Annotated in this window: 20 protein-coding genes; 8 read left to right on the top strand and 12 right to left on the bottom strand. The window is 69.5% G+C overall.

From position 1 onward, the window contains the following. Positions 1-3 precede the first annotated feature (3 nt). The 9 genes from OHO83_RS33055 to OHO83_RS33015 form a co-directional block, all read right to left on the bottom strand. A complete protein-coding gene (locus tag OHO83_RS33055) occupies positions 4-522 on the bottom strand; it encodes a hypothetical protein (protein WP_330280139.1) in 519 nt (172 codons plus the stop codon). A gap of 160 nt (positions 523-682) precedes the next feature. After that, positions 683-1015: a metal-sulfur cluster assembly factor gene (locus OHO83_RS33050; RefSeq protein ID WP_100592412.1), complete on the bottom strand. Its 333-nt coding sequence runs from the start codon at positions 1013-1015 to the stop codon at positions 683-685. Beyond that, a complete protein-coding gene (gene sufU, locus OHO83_RS33045; RefSeq protein WP_100592411.1) occupies positions 1012-1473 on the bottom strand; it encodes a Fe-S cluster assembly sulfur transfer protein SufU in 462 nt (153 codons plus the stop codon). The genes OHO83_RS33050 and sufU overlap by 4 nt, the downstream gene beginning before the upstream one ends. 16 nt (positions 1474-1489) lie before the next feature. Then, positions 1490-2746: a cysteine desulfurase gene (locus OHO83_RS33040; protein WP_100592410.1), complete on the bottom strand. Its 1257-nt coding sequence runs from the start codon at positions 2744-2746 to the stop codon at positions 1490-1492. Next, positions 2743-3507, bottom strand: coding sequence for a Fe-S cluster assembly ATPase SufC (gene sufC / locus OHO83_RS33035; RefSeq protein ID WP_100592409.1), 765 nt, complete (start codon positions 3505-3507; stop codon positions 2743-2745). The genes OHO83_RS33040 and sufC overlap by 4 nt, the downstream gene beginning before the upstream one ends. A gap of 7 nt (positions 3508-3514) precedes the next feature. Beyond that, entirely contained in the window at positions 3515-3847 is a 333-nt protein-coding gene (locus tag OHO83_RS33030) for a non-heme iron oxygenase ferredoxin subunit (protein ID WP_116502749.1), read from the bottom strand. Then, a complete protein-coding gene (gene sufD / locus OHO83_RS33025; RefSeq protein ID WP_266669285.1) occupies positions 3847-5028 on the bottom strand; it encodes a Fe-S cluster assembly protein SufD in 1182 nt (393 codons plus the stop codon). The genes OHO83_RS33030 and sufD overlap by 1 nt, the downstream gene beginning before the upstream one ends. A 60-nt stretch (positions 5029-5088) precedes the next feature. Then, positions 5089-6513, bottom strand: coding sequence for a Fe-S cluster assembly protein SufB (gene sufB / locus OHO83_RS33020; RefSeq protein WP_227294060.1), 1425 nt, complete (start codon positions 6511-6513; stop codon positions 5089-5091). Next, on the bottom strand, positions 6510-7271 hold the full coding sequence (locus tag OHO83_RS33015) for a helix-turn-helix transcriptional regulator (RefSeq protein WP_266669288.1): 762 nt from the start codon (positions 7269-7271) through the stop codon (positions 6510-6512). Before OHO83_RS33015 ends, sufB begins: the two co-directional genes overlap by 4 nt. Positions 7272-7844: 573 nt before the next feature. On the opposite strand from OHO83_RS33015, the gene OHO83_RS33010 reads away from it, so the two are divergent. From OHO83_RS33010 to OHO83_RS33000, 3 genes are all read left to right on the top strand, one after another. Then, a complete protein-coding gene (locus OHO83_RS33010; protein ID WP_329435705.1) occupies positions 7845-8768 on the top strand; it encodes an ABC transporter ATP-binding protein in 924 nt (307 codons plus the stop codon). Then, positions 8765-9535 (top strand): ABC transporter permease, encoded by a 771-nt coding sequence (locus OHO83_RS33005; RefSeq protein WP_330280138.1) that lies wholly within the window; start codon positions 8765-8767, stop codon positions 9533-9535. The genes OHO83_RS33010 and OHO83_RS33005 overlap by 4 nt, the downstream gene beginning before the upstream one ends. A gap of 84 nt (positions 9536-9619) precedes the next feature. After that, positions 9620-10624 carry a COX15/CtaA family protein gene (locus OHO83_RS33000; protein ID WP_266669294.1) on the top strand — a complete coding sequence of 335 codons (1005 nt, stop codon included), beginning with the start codon at positions 9620-9622 and terminating at the stop codon, positions 10622-10624. Positions 10625-10646: 22 nt separating this feature from the next. On the opposite strand, the gene OHO83_RS32995 is transcribed toward OHO83_RS33000, so the two are convergent. The 3 genes from OHO83_RS32995 to OHO83_RS32985 all read right to left on the bottom strand — a co-directional run bounded on the left by OHO83_RS32995 (position 10647) and on the right by OHO83_RS32985 (position 13268). Continuing rightward, positions 10647-11777 (bottom strand): amidohydrolase family protein, encoded by a 1131-nt coding sequence (locus tag OHO83_RS32995; protein WP_330280137.1) that lies wholly within the window; start codon positions 11775-11777, stop codon positions 10647-10649. Between the two features lie 94 nt (positions 11778-11871). Further along, positions 11872-12219 (bottom strand): hypothetical protein, encoded by a 348-nt coding sequence (locus tag OHO83_RS32990; RefSeq protein WP_266669298.1) that lies wholly within the window; start codon positions 12217-12219, stop codon positions 11872-11874. A gap of 95 nt (positions 12220-12314) precedes the next feature. Continuing rightward, positions 12315-13268 (bottom strand): heme o synthase, encoded by a 954-nt coding sequence (locus OHO83_RS32985; protein ID WP_266669300.1) that lies wholly within the window; start codon positions 13266-13268, stop codon positions 12315-12317. A 312-nt stretch (positions 13269-13580) separates the two neighbouring features. Here OHO83_RS32985 and tkt point away from each other — a divergent pair, with 312 nt between their 5' ends. The 5 genes from tkt to pgl are packed head-to-tail and all read left to right on the top strand — an operon-like array spanning position 13581 to position 20207. After that, on the top strand, positions 13581-15668 hold the full coding sequence (gene tkt, locus OHO83_RS32980) for a transketolase (protein ID WP_266669302.1): 2088 nt from the start codon (positions 13581-13583) through the stop codon (positions 15666-15668). 34 nt (positions 15669-15702) lie between these two features. Next, positions 15703-16821, top strand: a complete 1119-nt coding sequence (gene tal, locus OHO83_RS32975) for a transaldolase (RefSeq protein ID WP_266669304.1) — start codon at positions 15703-15705, stop codon at positions 16819-16821. Between the two features lie 4 nt (positions 16822-16825). After that, positions 16826-18358 (top strand): glucose-6-phosphate dehydrogenase, encoded by a 1533-nt coding sequence (gene zwf / locus OHO83_RS32970; protein ID WP_266669306.1) that lies wholly within the window; start codon positions 16826-16828, stop codon positions 18356-18358. Next, a complete protein-coding gene (gene opcA / locus OHO83_RS32965) occupies positions 18355-19428 on the top strand; it encodes a glucose-6-phosphate dehydrogenase assembly protein OpcA (protein ID WP_266669308.1) in 1074 nt (357 codons plus the stop codon). The genes zwf and opcA overlap by 4 nt, the downstream gene beginning before the upstream one ends. Further along, entirely contained in the window at positions 19428-20207 is a 780-nt protein-coding gene (gene pgl, locus OHO83_RS32960; protein ID WP_266669310.1) for a 6-phosphogluconolactonase, read from the top strand. The genes opcA and pgl overlap by 1 nt, the downstream gene beginning before the upstream one ends. Positions 20208-20222 lie beyond the last annotated feature (15 nt).

The following is a 20222-nucleotide window of genomic DNA, read 5'->3' as shown; positions in this document are numbered from 1 at the left end:
CGCCTAGGACTCGTCGCCCTCGGGCGGGGCGAGGACGACGCCCGCGTCGACCGCGGCGGACGCGTCACTGGAACCGGTGAAGGAGCGGGTGCCGGGGCCCTGTTGCACGGCGGTCGAGGCGGCGTAGTGGAGCGTCTTGGTGGCGGTCCTGCCGTCCACGCCGGTCACCTTGAGGGTGAGGTCGGTGTAGCCCCGGCCCTGCGCGGCGACGGACACCTGCCGGGTGGCGCCCGGCCCGGTGACGGTGACGTTCCCCGTGCCGGCGACGGACGACTTGGTGCTCGCGGACGCGGCCACGGTCAGCGCCGACGCGTCGGCACCGCTCTGGCCGACGGTGACGGTCACGACCGGGTCGCCCGTGGCGCCGACCGCCCCTGAGACGTAGTCGGCGGAGAGCACGATCGTCGGTGTCCCGTAACTCGCGGCACCCTCCGGACTGTTGAGTCCCGCGAGGGCCGGCGTGAGCACTCCGCCCGTGACAGCGACGGCTCCGCGGCGGAACGGGGAAAGGGAGTGCCGCATGAAGGCCTCTCATCGGGGCGGGTGTCGACGAGAGCCTTCGGGCACCCGGGCCGACTACGGGCGTACGCCCCCGCGTCGTGGGGGCGAACAGCACACAGCACGGCCCCCCGTGCCGGGAGCACAGGGGGCCGTACAGGTATGGCGGACCGAGGAGGACCGATCAGACGTTGAAGCCGAGCGCGCGCAGCTGCTCGCGGCCCTCGTCGGTGATCTTGTCCGGGCCCCACGGCGGCATCCAGACCCAGTTGATCCGGAGTTCGTTCACGATGCCGTCGGTGGCCGACTTCGCCTGGTCCTCGATGACGTCGGTCAGCGGACAGGCCGCGGACGTCAGCGTCATGTCGATCGTGGCGATGTTCGCGTCGTCGATGTGAATGCCGTAGATCAGGCCGAGGTTGACGACGTCGATGCCCAGCTCGGGGTCGACGACGTCGTAGAGGGCCTCGCGGACCTCTTCCTCGGACGCCGGCTTGGTGGTCACAGTCTCGCTCATGCCGTCTTCCTCTCCGCGCCGTCCAGCGCCTGGGCCGTCGCGTCCTTCCACGCCATCCAGCTCAGGAGGGCGCACTTCACACGGGCCGGGTACTTGGAGACACCGGCGAACGCGACCGCGTCCTCCAGCACCTCCTCCATCGCGTCGTCGGGCTCGATCCTGCCCCGCGACTGCATCAGCTCCAGGAAGGTCTCCTGGATCTTCTGCGCCTCGGCCAGGTCCTTGCCGACGAGCAGCTCGTTCAGAACAGAGGCCGAAGCCTGGCTGATCGAGCAGCCCTGGCCCTCGTACGAGACGTCACTGATCGTCGAGCCGTCGTACTTCACGCGCAGCGTGATCTCGTCGCCGCACGTCGGATTGACGTGGTGCACCTCGGCGTCGCCATCGCGCAGACCGCGCCCGTGCGGGTGCTTGTAGTGGTCCAGGATGACGTCCTGGTACATCGAATCCAGCTTCACGTTCCCAGCCAGCCCCTCAGCCGAAGAAGTTCCGTACGTGCTCCAGGCCGTCGATCAGCGCGTCGATCTCGCCGGGCGTGGAGTACAGATAGAACGACGCTCGCGTGGTCGCAGGAATTCCGTAGCGCAGGCAGACGGGGCGGGCGCAGTGGTGACCCACGCGGACCGCGATGCCTTCCTCGTCCAGGACCTGGCCGACGTCGTGCGGGTGGATGTCACCGAGCGTGAACGAGATCGCGGCGCCGCGGTCCTCGGCCGTGGTGGGGCCGATGATCCGCAGGTCCGGGACCTCGAGCAGCCGCTTCACCGCGTACTCGGTGATCGCGTGCTCATGCTGGGCGATCTTGTCCATGCCGATCGAGGTCAGGTAGTCCACGGCCGCGCCGAGGCCGACGGCCTGGGCGATCGGGGGCGTACCCGCCTCGAACTTGTGCGGCGCCGGCGCGTACGTCGACGAGTGCATGGAGACGGTCTCGATCATCTCGCCACCGCCCAGGAAGGGCGGCAGGTCCTCGAGAAGCTCCTGGCGTCCCCACAGGACGCCGATGCCCGTCGGGCCGCACATCTTGTGGCCGGTGAAGGCCACGAAGTCGGCCTGCAGCGCCTGCACGTCGAGCACCATGTGCGGCGCGGCCTGGGACGCGTCGATGAGGACGAGGGCGCCGACCTCCTGGGCGCGGCGCACTATGGCCTCGACCGGGTTGAGGGTGCCCAGGATGTTCGAGACGAGGACGAACGAGACGATCTTCGTCTTCTCGGTGATGATCTCGTCGATGTTGGAGAGGTCGAGGCGGCCGTCGTCGGTCAGCCCGAACCACCGCAGCTTCGCGCCGGTGCGCTGCGAGAGCAGCTGCCACGGCACGATGTTGGAGTGGTGCTCCATCTCCGTGATGACGATCTCGGTCTCGTGGTCCACGCGGTAGGGCTCGTCGGCCCAGCCCAGCATGTTCGCCACGAGGTTGAGCGACTCGGAGGCGTTCTTGGTGAAGATGACCTCGTCGCGGCTCGGCGCGTTGATGAAGGCCGCGACCTTGTCACGCGCACCTTCGTACAGCGCCGTGGCCTCCTCGGCGAGCACGTGCACGCCCCGGTGGACGTTGGCGTTGTGCTGTTCGTAGTACTCACTGAGCGTGTCGATGACCTGGCGCGGCGTCTGCGAGGTCGCCGCGTTGTCCAGGTACACGAGCTTCTTGCCGTCGTGAAGTACCCGGTCGAGGATCGGGAAGTCCTTGCGGATCGCCTCGGTGTCGAGGAGGCCCGGCAGCTGTGTCACGCGGATGCGCCGCCCTTCGTGTATGCCTCGTAGCCCTCGGCCTCGAGCTTGTCGGCGAGCTCGGGGCCGCCGGACTCGACGATCCTGCCCTGCGAGAAGACATGGACGAAGTCCGGCTTGATGTAGCGCAGGATGCGCGTGTAGTGCGTGATCAGCAGGGTGCCGACCTCGCCGGTCTCGCGGACGCGGTTGACGCCCTCGGAGACCTGGCGCAGCGCGTCGACGTCGAGGCCGGAGTCGGTCTCGTCGAGGATCGCGATCTTCGGCTTGAGGAGCTCCATCTGGAGGATCTCGTGGCGCTTCTTCTCACCGCCGGAGAAGCCCTCGTTCACGTTGCGCTCGGCGAAGGCAGGGTCCATCTGGAGCTGCTCCATCGCGGTCTTGACCTCCTTGACCCACGTGCGCAGCTTGGGGGCCTCGCCGCGGATCGCGGTGGCCGAGGTGCGCAGGAAGTTGGAGACCGAGACGCCGGGGACCTCGACCGGGTACTGCATGGCGAGGAACATGCCGGCGCGGGCGCGCTCGTCGACGGACATCTCGAGGACGTCCTCGCCGTCGAGGGTGACGGTGCCCTGGGTGATCGTGTACTTGGGGTGACCCGCGATGGAGTAGGCGAGGGTCGACTTGCCGGAGCCGTTCGGGCCCATGATGGCGTGCGTCTCGCCCTGCTTCACGGTCAGGTCGACGCCCTTGAGGATCTCCTTGGTGGAGTTGTCGGCCTCGACGGTGACGTGCAGGTCCTTGATTTCAAGCGTTGCCATGGGTGCCTCAGGACTCCTGGGAGAGGGAGACGAGCACGTCGTCCCCTTCGATCTTTACGGGGTAAACGGGGACGGGGCGCGTCGCGGGAAGGCCGGACGGCTTGCCGGTGCGGAGGTCGAACGCGGAGCCGTGCAGCCAGCACTCGATCTGGCAGTCCTCCACCTCGCCCTCGGAGAGCGACACGTTCGCGTGCGAGCAGATGTCGTTGATCGCGAACACCTCGCCCTCGGTGTAGACGACCGAGACCGGCGTGCCGTCGAGTTCCACCCGCTTCGGGGTGTCCTCCTCCAGCTCGCTCAGTCCGCAGGCCCGAGTGAACCGGGCACGGTCGAAGGCCATCAGACGGAAGCCTCCAGCTCGGCCTCGATCTTGGCGAGCAGGCGCTCCTGCACGTCCGGCAGACCGATCTGCTGGACGAGCTCGGCGAAGAAGCCACGGACCACGAGGCGACGGGCCTCGTCGGCCGGGATACCGCGCGAGCGCAGGTAGAAGAGCTGCTCGTCGTCGAAGCGGCCGGTCGCCGAGGCGTGGCCCGCGCCGACGATCTCGCCGGTCTCGATCTCCAGATTCGGGACCGAGTCCACACGGGCGCCGTCGGTCAGAACCAGGTTGCGGTTCATCTCGTACGTGTCGGTGCCCTCGGCGGTGGCCTCGATGAGGACGTCGCCGATCCAGACCGCGTGGGCGTCCTGGCCCTGGAGCGCGCCCTTGTAGACGACGTTCGACTTGCAGTGCGCGGCCTCGTGGTCGACGAGGAGGCGGTGCTCCTGGTGCTGGCCCTGGTCGGTGAAGTACAGGCCGAGGAGCTCGGCCTCGCCGCCGGTGCCCGCGTAGTTGACGCGCGGGTGCAGGCGGACGAGGTCACCGCCGAAGGTGACGACGACGGACTTGAAGGAGGCGTCGCGGCCGACGAGCGCGTTGTGCTGCGCGACGTGGACGGCCTTCTCGTCCCAGTCCTGGACGGAGACGACGGTCAGCTTGGCGCCGTCGCCCAGGATGTAGTCGACGTTGGCGGCGAGCACCGCGTCACCGGTGTGATCGATGACCACGACGGCCTCGGCGAACGCGCCGAGCTCGATGACCTGGTGCGCGAAGGCCGTACCGCCCTCGCCGTGCACGGCGATGCGGATGGGCTCGGTGAGCACCGTCTCCTTGGGGACGGACACGACCGAGGCCTTCTCGAAGGACGAGAACGCCTGGGCGGCGACCCGGTCCACCGGCTTGCCGGCCTTGCCGACGCGGGCGTCGTCGCGCCCGACGGTCTCCTGGGTGACGCCCGCGGGGGCGGTCACCTCGACGCGCAGGCCGCCCTGGGCGACCGCCGTCCCGTCGTGCAGACCGCGCAGCCGCTCGAGCGGCGTGAACCGCCACTCCTCCTCACGGCCGTGCGGGACGGGGAAGTCCGCGACGTCGTAGGACGGGGGCGCGCTCATGCGCGTGGCGACGGTCGACTCTGCGGCCACCGCGATCGAGCCGGCGGTCGTGGACCCCGCCGCCGGGATGTTCTGAGCCTCAGCCATGGCTGTCGTAGTGCTCTCTTTCTCAGTTCAAGACGTGTGCTGACGGACGGGCTTGCGGCGTTAGCCGACGGCGCCTTCCATCTGCAGCTCGATCAGCCGGTTGAGCTCGAGGGCGTACTCCATCGGCAGCTCCTTCGCGATCGGCTCGACGAAGCCGCGCACGATCATCGCCATCGCCTCGAACTCCGTCATACCGCGGCTCATCAGGTAGAAGAGCTGGTCGTCGGAGACCTTGGAGACCGTCGCCTCGTGACCCATGGACACGTCGTCCTCGCGGACGTCGACGTACGGGTACGTGTCGGAGCGGGAGATCGTGTCGACGAGCAGCGCGTCGCACAGCACGTTCGACTTGGAGCCGGCGGCACCCTCACCGATCTCGACCAGACCGCGGTACGAGGTACGGCCGCCGCCACGGGCCACCGACTTCGACACGATGTTGGAGGAGGTGTTGGGCGCCATGTGGACCATCTTGGACCCGGCGTCCTGGTGCTGCCCCTCGCCCGCGAAGGCGATGGACAAGGTCTCGCCCTTGGCGTGCTCGCCCATCAGGTAGACGGCCGGGTACTTCATGGTGACCTTGGAGCCGATGTTGCCGTCGATCCACTCCATGGTCGCGCCCTCGTACGCCACGGCGCGCTTGGTGACCAGGTTGTAGACGTTGTTCGACCAGTTCTGGATGGTCGTGTAACGGCAGCGGGCGCCCTTCTTCACGATGATCTCGACCACCGCGGAGTGCAGGGAGTCCGACTGGTAGATCGGCGCCGTGCAGCCCTCGACGTAATGGACGTAGGCGTCCTCGTCGACGATGATCAGCGTCCGCTCGAACTGGCCCATGTTCTCCGTGTTGATACGGAAGTAGGCCTGGAGCGGGATCTCGACGTGCACGCCCTTGGGGACGTAGATGAAGGATCCGCCGGACCACACGGCCGTGTTCAGCGACGCGAACTTGTTGTCGCCGACCGGGATGACCGTGCCGAAGTACTCCTTGAAGAGCTCCGGGTGCTCCTTCAGGGCCGTGTCGGTGTCCAGGAAGATGACGCCCTGCTCCTCCAGGTCCTCGCGGATCTGGTGGTAGACGACCTCGGACTCGTACTGGGCCGCGACACCGGCGACGAGGCGCTGCTTCTCCGCCTCGGGGATGCCGAGCTTGTCGTACGTGTTCTTGATGTCCTCGGGCAGGTCCTCCCAGGACTGGGCCTGCTTCTCCGTGGACCGCACGAAGTACTTGATGTTGTCGAAGTCGATGCCCGACAGGTCCGAGCCCCAGTTCGGCATGGGCTTCTTGTCGAAGAGGCGCAGGCCCTTGAGGCGGAGCTTGGTCATCCACTCCGGCTCGGACTTCTTGGCCGAGATGTCGCGGACGACGTCCTCGTTGATGCCCCGCTTGGCAGAGGCACCGGCGGCGTCGGAGTCGGCCCAGCCGTATTCGTACTTGCCCAGACCCTCGAGCTCGGGGTGGGCAGTCTCCTCGATGGGGAGCGTCATGCGGGGTTCCTCCCGGCGGTGCTTGCAGATGCGTTTGTGTCGTTTTTTGGGGCGGTGGTCTTGGGTGCGATCTTCGGAATGAAGGTCGTGCACACCCCGTCGCCGTGGGCGATGGTGGCCAGCCGCTGCACATGTGTGCCGAGCAGCTGAGAGAAGATCTCGGTCTCCGCCTCGCACAGCTGCGGGAACTGCTCGGCGACGTGTGCGACCGGGCAGTGGTGCTGACACAGCTGCTCGCCGACCGGTGCGCTTCGCGCCGTAGCAGCGTACCCGTCGGCACTCAGGGCCTTGGCGAGGGCTTCCGTGCGCTCCTCGGGGGCGGCGGACTCGACGGCCGTCCGGTACGCCCCGGCCTGCTCGGCGATCCTGGCGCGGGCGAAGGCGATGACGGCTTCCTCCCCGCCCTCGCGCTGCGCGATCCAGCGCAGGGCGTCGGCGGCGAGCTTGTCGTAGGACTGGTCGAAGGCGTCCCGGCCGCAGTCCGTCAGGGCGAACACCTTGGCGGGACGGCCGCGCGTACGGGCTCCGTAGATCTTCTGTTCGCGTGCTTCGACGACGTCGTCGGCGGCCAGCGCGTCCAGGTGCCGGCGGACGGCGGCCTGGGTGAGACCGAGGCGGCCGGCCAGATCGGCGACGGTGGACGGGCCGTGGTCCAGGATGGAGCGGGCGACCCGGTTGCGCGTCGAGCGCTCACCGGTCGCGATCTCCTCCTGCGGGGCTCCCTGGGGAGCCTCCCGAGCCTCGCCAACGTATTTCACAACGCCATTGTTGCGTAATTCCTCAGGGCCTGACAAGCGGGGTCCGGAACGATCTCTGGTGCCCTACATCACTTAGGCATACCTAAGATGACCTGCGGAAACGATCTTTGATCGATCAATCCGGCGGGTGCCACCGCTCTCCTCCGGGATGGCTGCGGAACCGCCCATACCCCCTCCCACCGGCCCACTTGTCACCCGCACCGCCCTCACCGCCACCCCGCACACGCTCGGCGCCCGGCCCGTGGGACACCCCTTCTCCGCTCCTTTCTCGGCACGCCCGTCCGGGCCCGTGGAGGCTCCGTTTCCGTAGTCCAGGAACTACTCCACACGCCCGGTCCGCCACCGAAAGTCACGCCCCGGGAAGCTGCCGCCACAGCGGGTCCGTGGCCCGGCCCGGGACCGTTTCGGACTCATCAGGGCGCTGGCCGGGCCCGGTGCGCGGGCCGCTCTCACCCGCCGTGGCCACAACACGTCATGCCGCAACCTCGCCGTCTTCGGGCGCGACGGATCGCCCTGCCCCGGGACGCCGCCCGGCCGACGGGAGCGTGACGGCAGACCCTAGACTTGCCCACCATGCGAAGTGAGCCCGTCGTCCACATCACCTCCTTGGTGAAGCGGTACGGAGACAAAACCGCGGTCGACGGTCTCGACCTCACGGCCGCCCCCGGCATCACGGCCGTCCTCGGCCCGAACGGCGCCGGCAAGACCACCACCGTCGAGACCTGCGAGGGCTACCGCAGGCCGGACGCCGGGACCGTGCGCGTGCTCGGTCTCGACCCGGTCCGGCAGGCCGCCGAGCTCCGCCCGCGGATCGGCGTCATGCTCCAGTCCGGAGGCGTCTACTCCGGTGCCCGCGCGGACGAGATGCTGCGCCATGTGGCGAAGCTCCACGCGCACCCCCTGGACGTGGACACCCTCATCGAGCGCCTCGGCCTCGGCAGCTGCGGCCGCACCACCTACCGCAGGCTCTCCGGCGGTCAGCAGCAGCGCCTCGCGCTCGCCATGGCCGTCGTCGGACGCCCCGAGCTCGTCTTCCTGGACGAGCCGACCGCCGGCCTCGACCCGCAGGCACGCCGCGCGACCTGGGACCTCGTACGGGATCTGCGGGCCGACGGTGTCTCCGTCATCCTCACCACGCACCACATGGACGAGGCGGAGGCACTCTCCGACGACGTCGCGATCATCGACGCGGGCCGCGTCATAGCGCAGGGCTCCCCCGAGCAGCTGTGCCGCGGCGGCGCCGAGAACACCCTGCGCTTCTCCGGGCGCCCCGGCCTCGACGTCGCCTCGCTCCTCAAGGCCCTCCCGATGGAGTCCGCGGCCGCCGAGCTCACCCCGGGCTCGTACCGCGTGAGCGGCGAGGTCGACCCGCAGCTGCTCGCGACGGTGACGTCGTGGTGCGCGCAGCACGGTGTGATGCCGGAGAAGATCGCGGTCGAACGCCACACCCTCGAAGACGTATTTCTTGAGATGACCGGCAGGGAGCTGCGCGGATGAGTGTCGCCGGTACGTACACGCCGAGGCCGGGGGCCGCGCCGCTGTCCCGCATGATCGGCGCGCAGGCCGTCCTCGAGACGAAGATGCTGCTGCGCAACGGTGAGCAGCTGCTGCTCACCGTGATCATCCCCACCCTGCTGCTCGTCCTGTTCAGCGCGGTCGACATCGTCGACACGGGCGACGGGAAGGCCGTGGACTTCCTGGCCCCGGGCATCCTCGCGCTCGCCGTGATGTCGACCGCGTTCACCGGCCAGGCCATCGCCACGGGCTTCGAGCGCCGTTACGGCGTGCTCAAGCTGCTCGCGTCCTCGCCGCTGCCGCGCTGGGCCCTGATGACGGCGAAGACGCTGTCCGTGCTGGTCACCGAGGTGCTCCAGGTGATCCTCGTGACGGTGATCGCCTTCGCGCTCGGCTGGTCCCCGCACGGCAACCCGCTCGCGGTACTGCTTCTGCTCGTCCTCGGCACGGCCGCGTTCTCCGGGCTCGGCCTGCTGATGGCGGGCACGCTCAAGGCGGAGGCGACGCTGGCCGCCGCGAACCTGGTCTTCCTGCTCCTGCTCGTCGGCGGCGGCGTCATCGTGCCGCTGGACAAGTTCCCGGACGCGGCCCGGTCCGTCCTCGATCTGCTGCCGATCTCGGCGCTCTCCGACGGACTGCGGGACGTCCTCCAGCACGGCGCGGCGATGCCGTGGGGCGACCTCGGGATCCTCGCGGTCTGGGCCGTCCTCGGCCTGGGCGCCGCAGCGCGGTTCTTCCGCTGGGAGTAGCCCGTACGGCACGTGCACGTGCGGGGCGTCACAATCGTCCCGGATCGGCCCCCTCGTGAAGGCGTGCACAAGCGGCGTCCTACGATGGGCTCCGTGCCAAACGTGACCCCGGCCGACGCCGCCCAAGCCGTGCGCAACCCGCTCGCCTTCATCGCCGAACGCTGGACCCCCGCTCAGCGGACAGTCCGGCGCGCCGCGCTCTCCGCCGTCGTCATGACGGTGGTCATCGTGGCCACCGGCGGCGCGGTGCGCCTGACCGGCTCTGGCCTCGGCTGCCCGACGTGGCCCAAGTGCACCGACCAGTCCCTCACCGCGACGAGCGAGATGGGCTTCCACGGAGCCATCGAGTTCGGCAACCGCATGCTGACGTACGTCCTGTGCGCCGCGGTCGGCTGGGCGATCATCGCCGCCCGTTCGCAGAAGCCGTGGCGGCGCGGCCTGACCCGGCTCGGCTGGACCCAGTTCTGGCTCGTCATGGGCAATGCCGTCCTCGGCGGCATCGTCGTCCTCGTCGGCCTCAACCCGTACACGGTCGCGGCCCACTTCCTGCTGTCCACCGCGCTGATCGCGGTCGCCACGGTGATGTGGCAGCGCACCCGTGAGGGTGACGCCGAGCCTCGTCCGCTCGTCGGCAAGGCGGTACGGCAGCTCGTCTGGATCCTGACGGCGGCCACGGTGGCACTGATCATGGTCGGCACGGTGGTGACGGGCTCGGGCCCGCACGCGGGCGACTCCAGCGACGTGGCGCGCATGCCGCTCGACTGGGAGACCATCAGCAAGGCACACGCGGTCCTGGCATGGATCGTGGTGACGCTGACATTCGCCCTGTGGTTCGTCCTCAAGGCGGTCGACGCCCCCAAGGGCCCCCTGCACCGCACCCGCGACCTGTTCCTCGTGCTGCTCGCGCAGGGCGTCATCGGCTACGTCCAGTACTTCACCGACCTGCCCGAGATCCTCGTCGGCCTGCACATGCTGGGCTCGGCCCTGGTGTGGATCGCGGTCCTGCGGGTCCTGCTGTCGCTGCGGGAGCGCCCGCTGGGCACGGCGGAGGTCCCGGCCCAGGCGGACCCGGCCCTCTCCAGCGTCTGAGCCGAACAGCCCGTGGCCCGGGTCAGCCGCTTCGCGCGGCGCCCGTGCCGCTGAGGCCGTAGACCCGGTGGGCCGTCACCGAGCCGATCATCCCGGCGACCCGCTGCGCGTCCGCGAGCGACCACGCGCCCTCCGCGACCCAGCCGCCGAGCACCTGCCCGAGCGCCTCGCGGAACAGCCGCGCCCCCACCACATGCAGCTCCGGCAGGCCGTGCGCCCCACTGGAGAACAGCAGCTTGCCGAACGGGGCGAGTTCGAGGATCTCCGCGAGCACGGCCGCCGCACGGGCCCCGGTACGGGCGAGCGCCGGGCCGAGGTCCGCGTACACGTGCGGGAAGATTCCGGCGAGGTGCGCCGCGTGCCGGTGGTACGGGTAGCCGTGCAGCAGGATCAGATCCGTGCCGAGTCCCGCCGTGGCGCGGGCGAAGTCGGTGAGCAGGACCGGGTCGGTGCGGTCGAGGCGCAGGCCGGGTTCGCCCAGGCCCGCGTGGAGTTGCAGCGGCCGGCCCGAGGCCACCGCGATCCACAGAAGGTGGCGCAGGAGCACGGGGTCGGTGAGGGGTCCGCCGACGCGGCGGGCGGCGAGCCAGCGCGCCGCGGCTCCCCTTACTTCGCCGGGTCCCGGCGGCTGTGGCGCGAGCGCGAGGGCGTGCCGTACGCCGGCCACGGAGGTGAACGCGACGGCGTTCGCGGCGGCGCCGTGCACGGACTCGGCGAGATTGGCGAGGAACGACTCGACGGTGCCCGAGGTGTCGGCGACCTGCTCGGCGAGGAGTTCGAGGCGGACGATCTCGTGCGCGTCCGCGTCGCCGGCCGAGGCCATCTCGTGCGGCCCGGTGAGGTCGCCCGGCAGTCCCGTGTCGACCAGGTACGTGGTGATGCCGCTGCCCCGCAACAGTCTGCGGCCCGACTCCAGGACGCCCAGCTCGCGGCGGCGCGCGAGGTAGCGGGCGGGTGGGCAGTGCGGTTCGAGGCCGAGCAGCGGCGGACACCAGCGGCGTACGGCGAAGCCGGTCTGGGTGTCGAAGAAGGTCGTGCCGGGGGCGGGCGGGCGGTCGCCCCGGCCGAGATGGGCCTCGAACGTGCCGAGGCCGAGTTCCGTGCGCAGTACCCCGTGGCAGTACTGGTCCACGAGGGATGGCGTATCGATCATCCGGGCTCCCGTAGATGGACCGTGCTTCTACGGTCCTAACGGGTGAAACCTGCGTCAGGTGTTGGTCTCGTACACCTGACGCATTGGACGGCCGCTACTTGTTGCTCGGGCCGCCGACCTGGATGCCCGCCATACGGGTCCACTCGTACGGTCCGGTCTTCACCTTGGCGGCCATTTCGCCGTCGAAGTCCTCGCGGACGGTGATCCCGGCCTTCTCCACGGCCTTGCGGGCGATGGCGTCGGAAGGTGCCACGAGGTTGCCCCAGCCGCCGTCCTCGCCGACGAGCGCGATGCGCGTGCCGCGCTCCCCGAGGTACGCGAGCTGCCCCTCGGCGCCGCCGTGCCGCTTGGCGAACGTCCCGATCTCCCGGGCGAGCCGGGCGGCCCTGCGCTCGTCCTTCGCCGCCTGCTTCGGATCGTCAACCGCTTGAGTCTCTGCCATGGACAGGATGCTACTGAGAGGTAGATCAACTGGCGACGGGCGGGGGGCGTGGCCTTGGCCACTCCCCCCGCCCGTCGGAAAGACTCCCGGGTGGGTCAGCGCAGGAAGGGGTCCACCGCGACCGCCACGAAGAGGATCGAGACGTAGGTGATCGACCAGTGGAACAGCCGCATCTCCTTGAGCTTCGCGCCCGCCACCTCGGCGTTGGCGCGGTTCTGCAGCCCGTGCGCCTCCCACAGCCAGAACCCGCCGGCCAGCAGGGCGACCGCCGTGTAGAACCAGCCGGTGTAGCCGAGCGGCGTCAGGAGCAGGGAGACGGCGACCATCACCCAGCTGTAGATGACGATCTGCTTCGCGACCACCTTGTTGGAGGCGATGACCGGCAGCATCGGCACGCCGACGCGCGCGTAGTCGTCCTTGACCTTCATGGAGAGCGGCCAGTAGTGCGGCGGCGTCCAGAAGAACATGACGAGGAAGAGGATGACCGGGGCCCACGACATCGAGTTCGTGACCGCGGACCAGCCGATGAGGACCGGCAGGCAGCCGGCGATGCCGCCCCAGACGATGTTCTGCGAGGTGCGGCGCTTCAGGATCATCGTGTAGACGACCACGTAGAAGAGGAGCGCACCGAGCGAGAGCCAGGCGGACAGCCAGTTGACGGTCAGCCCGAACAGCAGCGTGGAGATGACCGCGAGGGCGATGCCGAAGGCGAGACACTCCCGGGGGCTGACCATTCCGGTGACCAGTGGACGCTGCGACGTGCGCTCCATGAGCGCGTCGATGTCACGGTCGATGTACATGTTCAGCGCGTTGGCGCCGCCCGCGGAGAGGTAGCCGCCGAGGCAGGTGAGGAACACCAGCTTCAGGTCGGGCACACCCTGCTGCGCGAGGAACATGACCGGAACCGTGGTGATCAGCAGCAGTTCGATGATCCGCGGCTTGGTCAGCGCCACGAATGCCTTGACCCGGGCCCCGAACGGCCGTTGGCTCGGGCTGATGCTCGTCCCGAGTTGCCCCGCTGGACGGGATTCGACGGCCGTCACGCACACCCCTGACAGAGACTCCCAGCAAGCCCCCGGATGTGAAGTCCCGGTAAAGGCTCGCGCGTACCACGCCACTGTAGACGTTGCCTATACCTGGCTCTTCGTGGGGGTCGGTTCGTGTTTCGGAGCACCCCAGATGAGCGGTCGCGCATTCACCTGTCGAGCGGCGCGGAGGCCTGTCAGGAGGCGGATTCGGGCCCGGCCCGGCAGTCTGGATTGAGTCGAAAAAATGCGAGTACTCGCAGGGGTAGGCTCGACAACAGCCGGTGAGCCCATCATCACCGGCATTCGACATGTGGAGAGGAGCCCTGACCCAGGGTGAGCACCAAGCCGACCACCACAGACCTCCAGTGGACCGAGTTGGACCAGCGGGCCGTTGACACCGCTCGCGTCCTGGCCGCGGACGCCGTACAGAAGGTCGGTAACGGCCATCCGGGTACGGCGATGAGCCTGGCACCGGCCGCGTACACCCTCTTTCAGAAGGTGATGCGGCACGACCCGGCGGACGCCGACTGGCTCGGGCGCGACCGGTTCGTGCTGTCCGCGGGACACTCGTCCCTGACCCTTTACATCCAGCTGTACCTGGCCGGTTTCGGTCTCCAGCTCGATGACCTGAAGGCGTTCCGTACCTGGGGCAGCAAGACCCCGGGTCACCCGGAGTACGGGCACACCACGGGTGTGGAGACGACGACCGGGCCGCTCGGCCAGGGTGTCGCCAACGCCGTGGGCATGGCGATGGCCGCCCGTTTCGAGCGCGGACTGTTCGACCCGGAGGCGGCCCCCGGCACCTCCCCGTTCGACCACCACATCTTCGCGATCGCCGGCGACGGCTGCCTCCAGGAGGGCATCTCCTCCGAGGCGTCCTCGATGGCCGGTCACCAGAAGCTCGGCAACCTCGTCCTGCTCTGGGACGACAACCACATCTCGATCGAGGGTGACACGGAGACCGCGGTCTCCGAGGACACCATGAAGCGGTACGAGGCCTACGGCTGGCACGTGCAGCGCGTGGAGCCGAAGGAGAACGGCGACCTCGACCCCGAGGCGCTGTTCGCCGCGATCGAGGCCGCGAAGGCCGAGACGGAGCGTCCGTCCTTCATCGCGATGCGCTCGATCATCGCCTGGCCCGCGCCGAACGCGCAGAACACCGAGGCCGCGCACGGCTCGGCGCTCGGCGACGACGAGGTCGCGGCCACCAAGCGGGTGCTCGGCTTCGACCCGGAGAAGTCGTTCGAGGTCGCCGACGAGGTCATCGCGCACACGCGTGAGGCCCTGGACCGCGGTCGCGAGGCGAAGGCCGAGTGGGAGAAGTCGTTCGCCGCCTGGCGCACGGCCAACCCGGAGCGCGCCTCCGAGTACGACCGCATCGAGGCGACCGACCTGCCCGAGGGCTGGGAGTCGCACCTGCCGACCTTCGAGACCGGCAAGGGTGTCGCCACCCGCGCCGCGTCCGGCAAGGTCCTCCAGGCGCTCGGCCCGGTCATCCCCGAACTGTGGGGCGGCTCCGCCGACCTGGCGGGCTCGAACAACACGACGATCGACAAGACGTCGTCGTTCCTGCCGGCGGACAACCCGCTGCCGGAGGCCGACCCGTACGGCCGCACGATCCACTTCGGCATCCGCGAGCACTCGATGGCCGCGGAGATGAACGGCATCGCGCTGCACGGCAACACCCGCATCTACGGCGGCACCTTCCTGGTGTTCTCCGACTACATGCGCAACTCGGTCCGCCTCTCCGCGCTGATGCACCTGCCGGTCACGTACGTGTGGACCCACGACTCCATCGGTCTGGGCGAGGACGGTCCGACGCACCAGCCGGTCGAACACCTGGCCGCGCTGCGCGCGATCCCCGGTCTGAACGTCGTCCGCCCCGCGGACGCCAACGAGACCGTGATCGCCTGGCGCGAGATCCTCAAGCGGTACACGAAGGTGTTCGGCAAGGGCGCTCCGCACGGCCTCGTGCTGACCCGCCAGGGCGTGCCGACGTACGAGGCGAACGAGGACGCGGCCAAGGGTGGTTACGTCCTGCTCGACGCCGAGGGCGGCCGGCCGCAGGTGATCCTCATCGGTACCGGTTCCGAGGTGCAGCTCGCCGTCGAGGCGCGTGAGCAGCTTCAGGCCGAGGGCATCCCGACGCGAGTCGTGTCCATGCCGTCGGTGGAGTGGTTCGACGAGCAGGACCAGGAGTACAAGGACTCGGTCCTGTCGCCGTCGGTCAAGGCGCGCGTCGCGGTCGAGGCCGGTATCGGTCTGACGTGGCACCGCTTCGTCGGTGACGCCGGACGCATTGTTTCGCTGGAGCACTTCGGTGCTTCCGCCGACGGCAAGGTCCTCTTCCGGGAGTTCGGCTTCACTGGTGACGCCGTGGCCGCGGCCGCCCGGGAATCCCTCGCCGCAACCCAGCGCTGACGCTCATATACGACACGTAGGAGATGCATTTTCCATGACAGACGCACTGAAGCGCCTCTCCGAAGAGGGCGTCGCGATCTGGCTGGACGACCTGTCGCGCAAGCGGATCACCTCCGGCAACCTTGCCGAGCTGATCGACCAGCAGCACATCGTGGGCGTCACGACCAACCCGTCGATCTTCCAGAAGGCGATCTCGCACGGTGACGGTTACGAGCAGCAGCTCGCCGACCTCGCCAACCGCAAGGTCACCGTCGACGAGGCCATCCGCATGATCACGACGGCGGACGTCCGTGACGCCGCCGACATCCTGCGTCCGGTCTTCGACGCGACCGAGGGCCAGGACGGCCGCGTGTCGATCGAGGTCGATCCGCGCCTCGCCCACAACACGGCGGCCACCGTCGCCGAGGCCAAGCAGCTGGCCTGGCTCGTGGACCGTCCCAACACGCTCATCAAGATCCCGGCGACGAAGGCGGGCCTGCCCGCGATCACCGAGGTCATCGGCAAGGGCATCAGCGTGAACGTGACGCTGATCTTCTCGCTGGAGCGCTACCGCGAGGTCATGGACGCGTACCTGGCGGGCCTGGAGAAGGCGAAGGCCGCGGGCCTGGACCTCTCCAAGATCCACTCGGTGGCGTCCTTCTTCGTGTCCCGTGTGGACTCGGAGATCGACAAGCGCCTGGACGCCCTCGGCACCGACGAGGCCAAGGCCCTCAAGGGCAAGGCCGCGCTGGCCAACGCCCGTCTTGCCTACGAGGCGTTCGAGGAGGTCTTCTCCTCCGACCGCTGGGCCGCGCTCGACAAGGCGCAGGCCAACAAGCAGCGCCCCCTGTGGGCGTCGACCGGCGTGAAGGACCCGGCGTACAAGGACACCCTGTACGTCGTGGACCTGGTCGCGCCGGGCACCGTCAACACCATGCCGGAGGCCACGCTCGACGCGACCGCCGACCACGGTGAGATCACCGGCAACACGATCGCCGGGACGTACGACCAGTCCCGCACGGAGATCGCGGCTGTCGAGAAGCTCGGCATCTCGTACGACGACGTCGTGCAGGTGCTCGAGGACGAGGGCGTCGACAAGTTCGAGGCGTCCTGGAACGACCTGCTCAAGTCGACCGAGGCGGAGCTCCAGCGCCTCGCCCCTTCGGAGGGCTGAGATCTTGACCCCAGTTCATGGAGCGAACCCGCTCCGTGACGCCGCAGACCGACGGCTCCCGCGTATCGCGGGGCCGTCGGGCCTGGTCATCTTCGGTGTCACGGGCGATTTGTCCCGTAAAAAGCTGATGCCCGCCGTTTATGACCTCGCCAACCGGGGTCTGCTTCCGCCGGGCTTCTCACTGATCGGCTTCGCCCGACGCGAATGGGAGGACGAGGACTTCGCGCAGGAGGTGCACGACGCAGTCAAGGAACACGCGCGTACGCCGTTCCGCGAGGAGGTCTGGCAGCAGCTCGTCCAGGGCATGCGCTTCGTCCAGGGCAACTTCGACGACGACGACGCCTTCGAGCGCCTGAAGTCGACGATGCAGGAGCTCGACAAGGCGCAGGGGACGGGCGGCAACTTCGCCTTCTACCTCTCCGTGCCCCCCAAGTTCTTCCCGCAGGTCGTGCAGCAGCTGAAGAAGCACGGCCTCGCGGACGCGCCCGAGGGTTCGTGGCGCCGCGCGGTCATCGAGAAGCCGTTCGGCCACGACCTCGAGTCGGCCAAGGAGCTGAACGCGATCGTGCACGAGGTGTTCGCCCCGGACCAGGTGTTCCGGATCGACCACTACCTCGGCAAGGAGACCGTCCAGAACATCCTGGCCCTGCGCTTCGCCAACACCCTCTTCGAGCCGATCTGGAACCGGTCGTACGTCGACCACGTGCAGATCACGATGGCCGAGGACATCGGCATCGGCGGCCGCGCCGGCTACTACGACGGCATCGGCGCCGCCCGTGACGTCATCCAGAACCACCTCCTCCAGCTCATGGCCCTCACCGCCATGGAGGAACCCGCCTCCTTCGACGCGGACGCGCTCGTCGCCGAGAAGGCCAAGGTGCTCGGCGCGGTCCGGCTCCCCAAGGAGCTCGGCGATCACACGGTCCGCGGCCAGTACGCGGCCGGGTGGCAGGGCGGCGAGAAGGCCGTCGGCTACCTCCAGGAAGACGGCATCGACCCCAAGTCGAAGACCGACACCTACGCGGCCATCAAGCTGTCGGTCGACAACCGCCGCTGGGCGGGCGTCCCCTTCTATCTGCGCACCGGCAAGCGTCTCGGCCGCCGCGTCACCGAGATCGCCGTCGTCTTCCAGCGCGCGCCCCACTCCCCCTTCGACCACACGGCGACGGAGGAGCTCGGCCAGAACGCGATCGTCATCCGCGTCCAGCCGGACGAGGGCATCACGGTCCGCTTCGGCTCCAAGGTGCCCGGCACCTCCATGGAGATCCGGGACGTGTCGATGGACTTCGCGTACGGCGAGTCCTTCACCGAGTCCAGCCCGGAGGCGTACGAGCGGCTGATCCTGGACGTCCTGCTCGGCGACTCGAACCTCTTCCCGCGCACGGAGGAGGTCGAGCTGTCCTGGAACATCCTCGACCCGATCGAGAAGTACTGGGACAAGCACGGCAAGCCGGCCCAGTACCCGGCCGGCACGTGGGGGCCCGCCGAGGCGGACGAGATGCTCGCACGAGACGGACGGAGCTGGCGCCGGCCATGAAGATCGACCTCACGGACACCACGTCCAGCAAGATCAACAAGGCGCTCATGAACGGCCGCCGCTCCATCGGCACCCCCGCCGTCGGCATGGTGCTCACCCTCGTCATCGTGACCGACGAGGAGAACGCTTACGACGCACTGAAGGCCGCCAACGAGGCGTCCCGCGAGCACCCCTCGCGCACCCTCGTGGTCATCAAGCGCGTCTCCCGCTCGCCGCGCGACCGCACGACGTCGAGGCTCGACGCCGAAGTGCGGGTCGGCGCGGAGGCGGGGACCGGCGAGACGGTCGTCCTGCGGCTGTACGGCGAGGTCATCAACCACGCCCAGTCGGTCGTCCTGCCGCTGCTCCTGCCGGACGCCCCGGTCGTGGCCTGGTGGCCGGTGAACGCGCCGCTCGATCCGGCCAAGGACCCGCTGGGCGCGCTCGCCCAGCGCCGTGTGACGGACACGTACGCGGCGGAGCAGCCCAACGACGAGCTGGAGGCCCGCGCCGGCGCCTACACGCCCGGTGACACGGACCTGTCGTGGACCCGGATCACGCCGTGGCGCTCCATGCTCGCCGCCGCTCTCGACCAGGTGACCTGCAAGGTCAACTCGGTGGAGGTGGAGGGTGAGGAGTTCAACCCGAGCTGCGAGCTGCTCGCCATGTGGCTCGCGGGCCGGCTCGACGTGCCCGTCAAGCGGTCGCTGTCGTCGGGCCCCGGCCTGACGGCCGTGCGCATGCAGACGGACTGCGGCGCCATCGTGCTCGACCGCCCGGACGGATCGCTGGCCACGCTGTCGATCCAGGGCCAGCCGGACCGCGCGGTGGCCCTCAAGCGCCGCGAGACGTCCGAGCTGATCGCGGAGGAGCTGCGCCGTCTCGACCCGGACGACACGTACGCGGCCGCGCTGAAGTTCGGCGTGGACCGGCTCGGCGACCCGGCGGACCGGGCGACGGCGACGGACGGGCAGGAGCCCGCGGCCTCCGCGGCCGCACCGGCCACCGCTCCCGCGAAGAAGGCGGCGGCCAAGAAGGCGCCCGCCAAGTCCGCCGCCAAGAAGTCCGCTTCGAAGGCGGCCGCCAAGTGATGAGCACGGCACCCCAGTTGGTGGTGCACCGCGACAAGGAGCTGATGGCGCAGGCCGCCGCGGCCCGGCTCATCACGAAGATCGTGGACGCCCAGGCCGCCCGCGGTTACGCGTCCGTCGTCCTGACGGGCGGGCGCAACGGCAACGGACTCCTGGCCGCCCTGTCGGCCGCTCCCGCCCGGGACGCGGTCGACTGGACGCGCCTCGACCTGTGGTGGGGCGACGAGCGGTTCCTGCCGGACGGCGACCCCGAGCGGAACTACACGCAGGCGCGCGAGGCGCTCCTCGACTCGGTGCCGCTGAACCCGGACCGGGTGCACCCGATGCCGCCTTCGGACGGCCCGTACGAGGTGGACGCCGCCGCACAGGTGTACGCCGCCGAACTGGCCGCCGCCGCGGGGCCGGAGGACCACGGTCCGGTGCCGACGTTCGACGTCCTGATGCTGGGGGTCGGCCCGGACACGCATGTCGCGTCCCTGTTCCCCGAGCTGCCGGCGGTCCGGGAGACCGAGCGCACCGTCGTCGGTGTGCACGGTGCGCCCAAGCCGCCGCCCACCCGCATCTCGCTCACGCTCCCGGCGATCCGGGCCGCCCGTGAGGTGTGGCTGCTCGCGGCGGGCGAGGACAAGGCGGAGGCCGCGGCGATCGCACTGTCCGGCGCGGGCGAGATCCAGGCGCCGGCCGCGGGCGCGTACGGCCGTTCGCGCACGCTGTGGCTGCTCGACTCGGCGGCTGCCTCGCAGCTTCCGCCCGAGCTGCACCCACCGCGCGTCGCCTGAGGCCCGTCACGCGAG

The sequence above is a fragment of the Streptomyces sp. NBC_00569 genome (genome assembly GCF_036345255.1).
Lineage (GTDB): Bacteria > Actinomycetota > Actinomycetes > Streptomycetales > Streptomycetaceae > Streptomyces.
The sequence above is the reverse complement of the archived record's forward strand: the minus strand, read 5'-3'. Positions and strand labels throughout refer to the sequence as shown.

Coding starts and splice junctions, on each gene's coding strand:
- OHO83_RS33055 (WP_330280139.1), bottom strand. CDS start 522: ATGCGGCACTCCCTTTCCCCGTTCCGCCGCGGAGCCGTCGCTGTCACG.
- OHO83_RS33050 (WP_100592412.1), bottom strand. CDS start 1,015: ATGAGCGAGACTGTGACCACCAAGCCGGCGTCCGAGGAAGAGGTCCGC.
- sufC (WP_100592409.1), bottom strand. CDS start 3,507: ATGGCAACGCTTGAAATCAAGGACCTGCACGTCACCGTCGAGGCCGAC.
- OHO83_RS33030 (WP_116502749.1), bottom strand. CDS start 3,847: ATGGCCTTCGACCGTGCCCGGTTCACTCGGGCCTGCGGACTGAGCGAG.
- sufD (WP_266669285.1), bottom strand. CDS start 5,028: ATGGCTGAGGCTCAGAACATCCCGGCGGCGGGGTCCACGACCGCCGGC.
- sufB (WP_227294060.1), bottom strand. CDS start 6,513: ATGACGCTCCCCATCGAGGAGACTGCCCACCCCGAGCTCGAGGGTCTG.
- OHO83_RS33010 (WP_329435705.1), top strand. CDS start 7,845: ATGCGAAGTGAGCCCGTCGTCCACATCACCTCCTTGGTGAAGCGGTAC.
- OHO83_RS33005 (WP_330280138.1), top strand. CDS start 8,765: ATGAGTGTCGCCGGTACGTACACGCCGAGGCCGGGGGCCGCGCCGCTG.
- OHO83_RS33000 (WP_266669294.1), top strand. CDS start 9,620: ATGGGCTCCGTGCCAAACGTGACCCCGGCCGACGCCGCCCAAGCCGTG.
- OHO83_RS32995 (WP_330280137.1), bottom strand. CDS start 11,777: ATGATCGATACGCCATCCCTCGTGGACCAGTACTGCCACGGGGTACTG.
- OHO83_RS32990 (WP_266669298.1), bottom strand. CDS start 12,219: ATGGCAGAGACTCAAGCGGTTGACGATCCGAAGCAGGCGGCGAAGGAC.
- tal (WP_266669304.1), top strand. CDS start 15,703: ATGACAGACGCACTGAAGCGCCTCTCCGAAGAGGGCGTCGCGATCTGG.
- opcA (WP_266669308.1), top strand. CDS start 18,355: ATGAAGATCGACCTCACGGACACCACGTCCAGCAAGATCAACAAGGCG.
- pgl (WP_266669310.1), top strand. CDS start 19,428: ATGAGCACGGCACCCCAGTTGGTGGTGCACCGCGACAAGGAGCTGATG.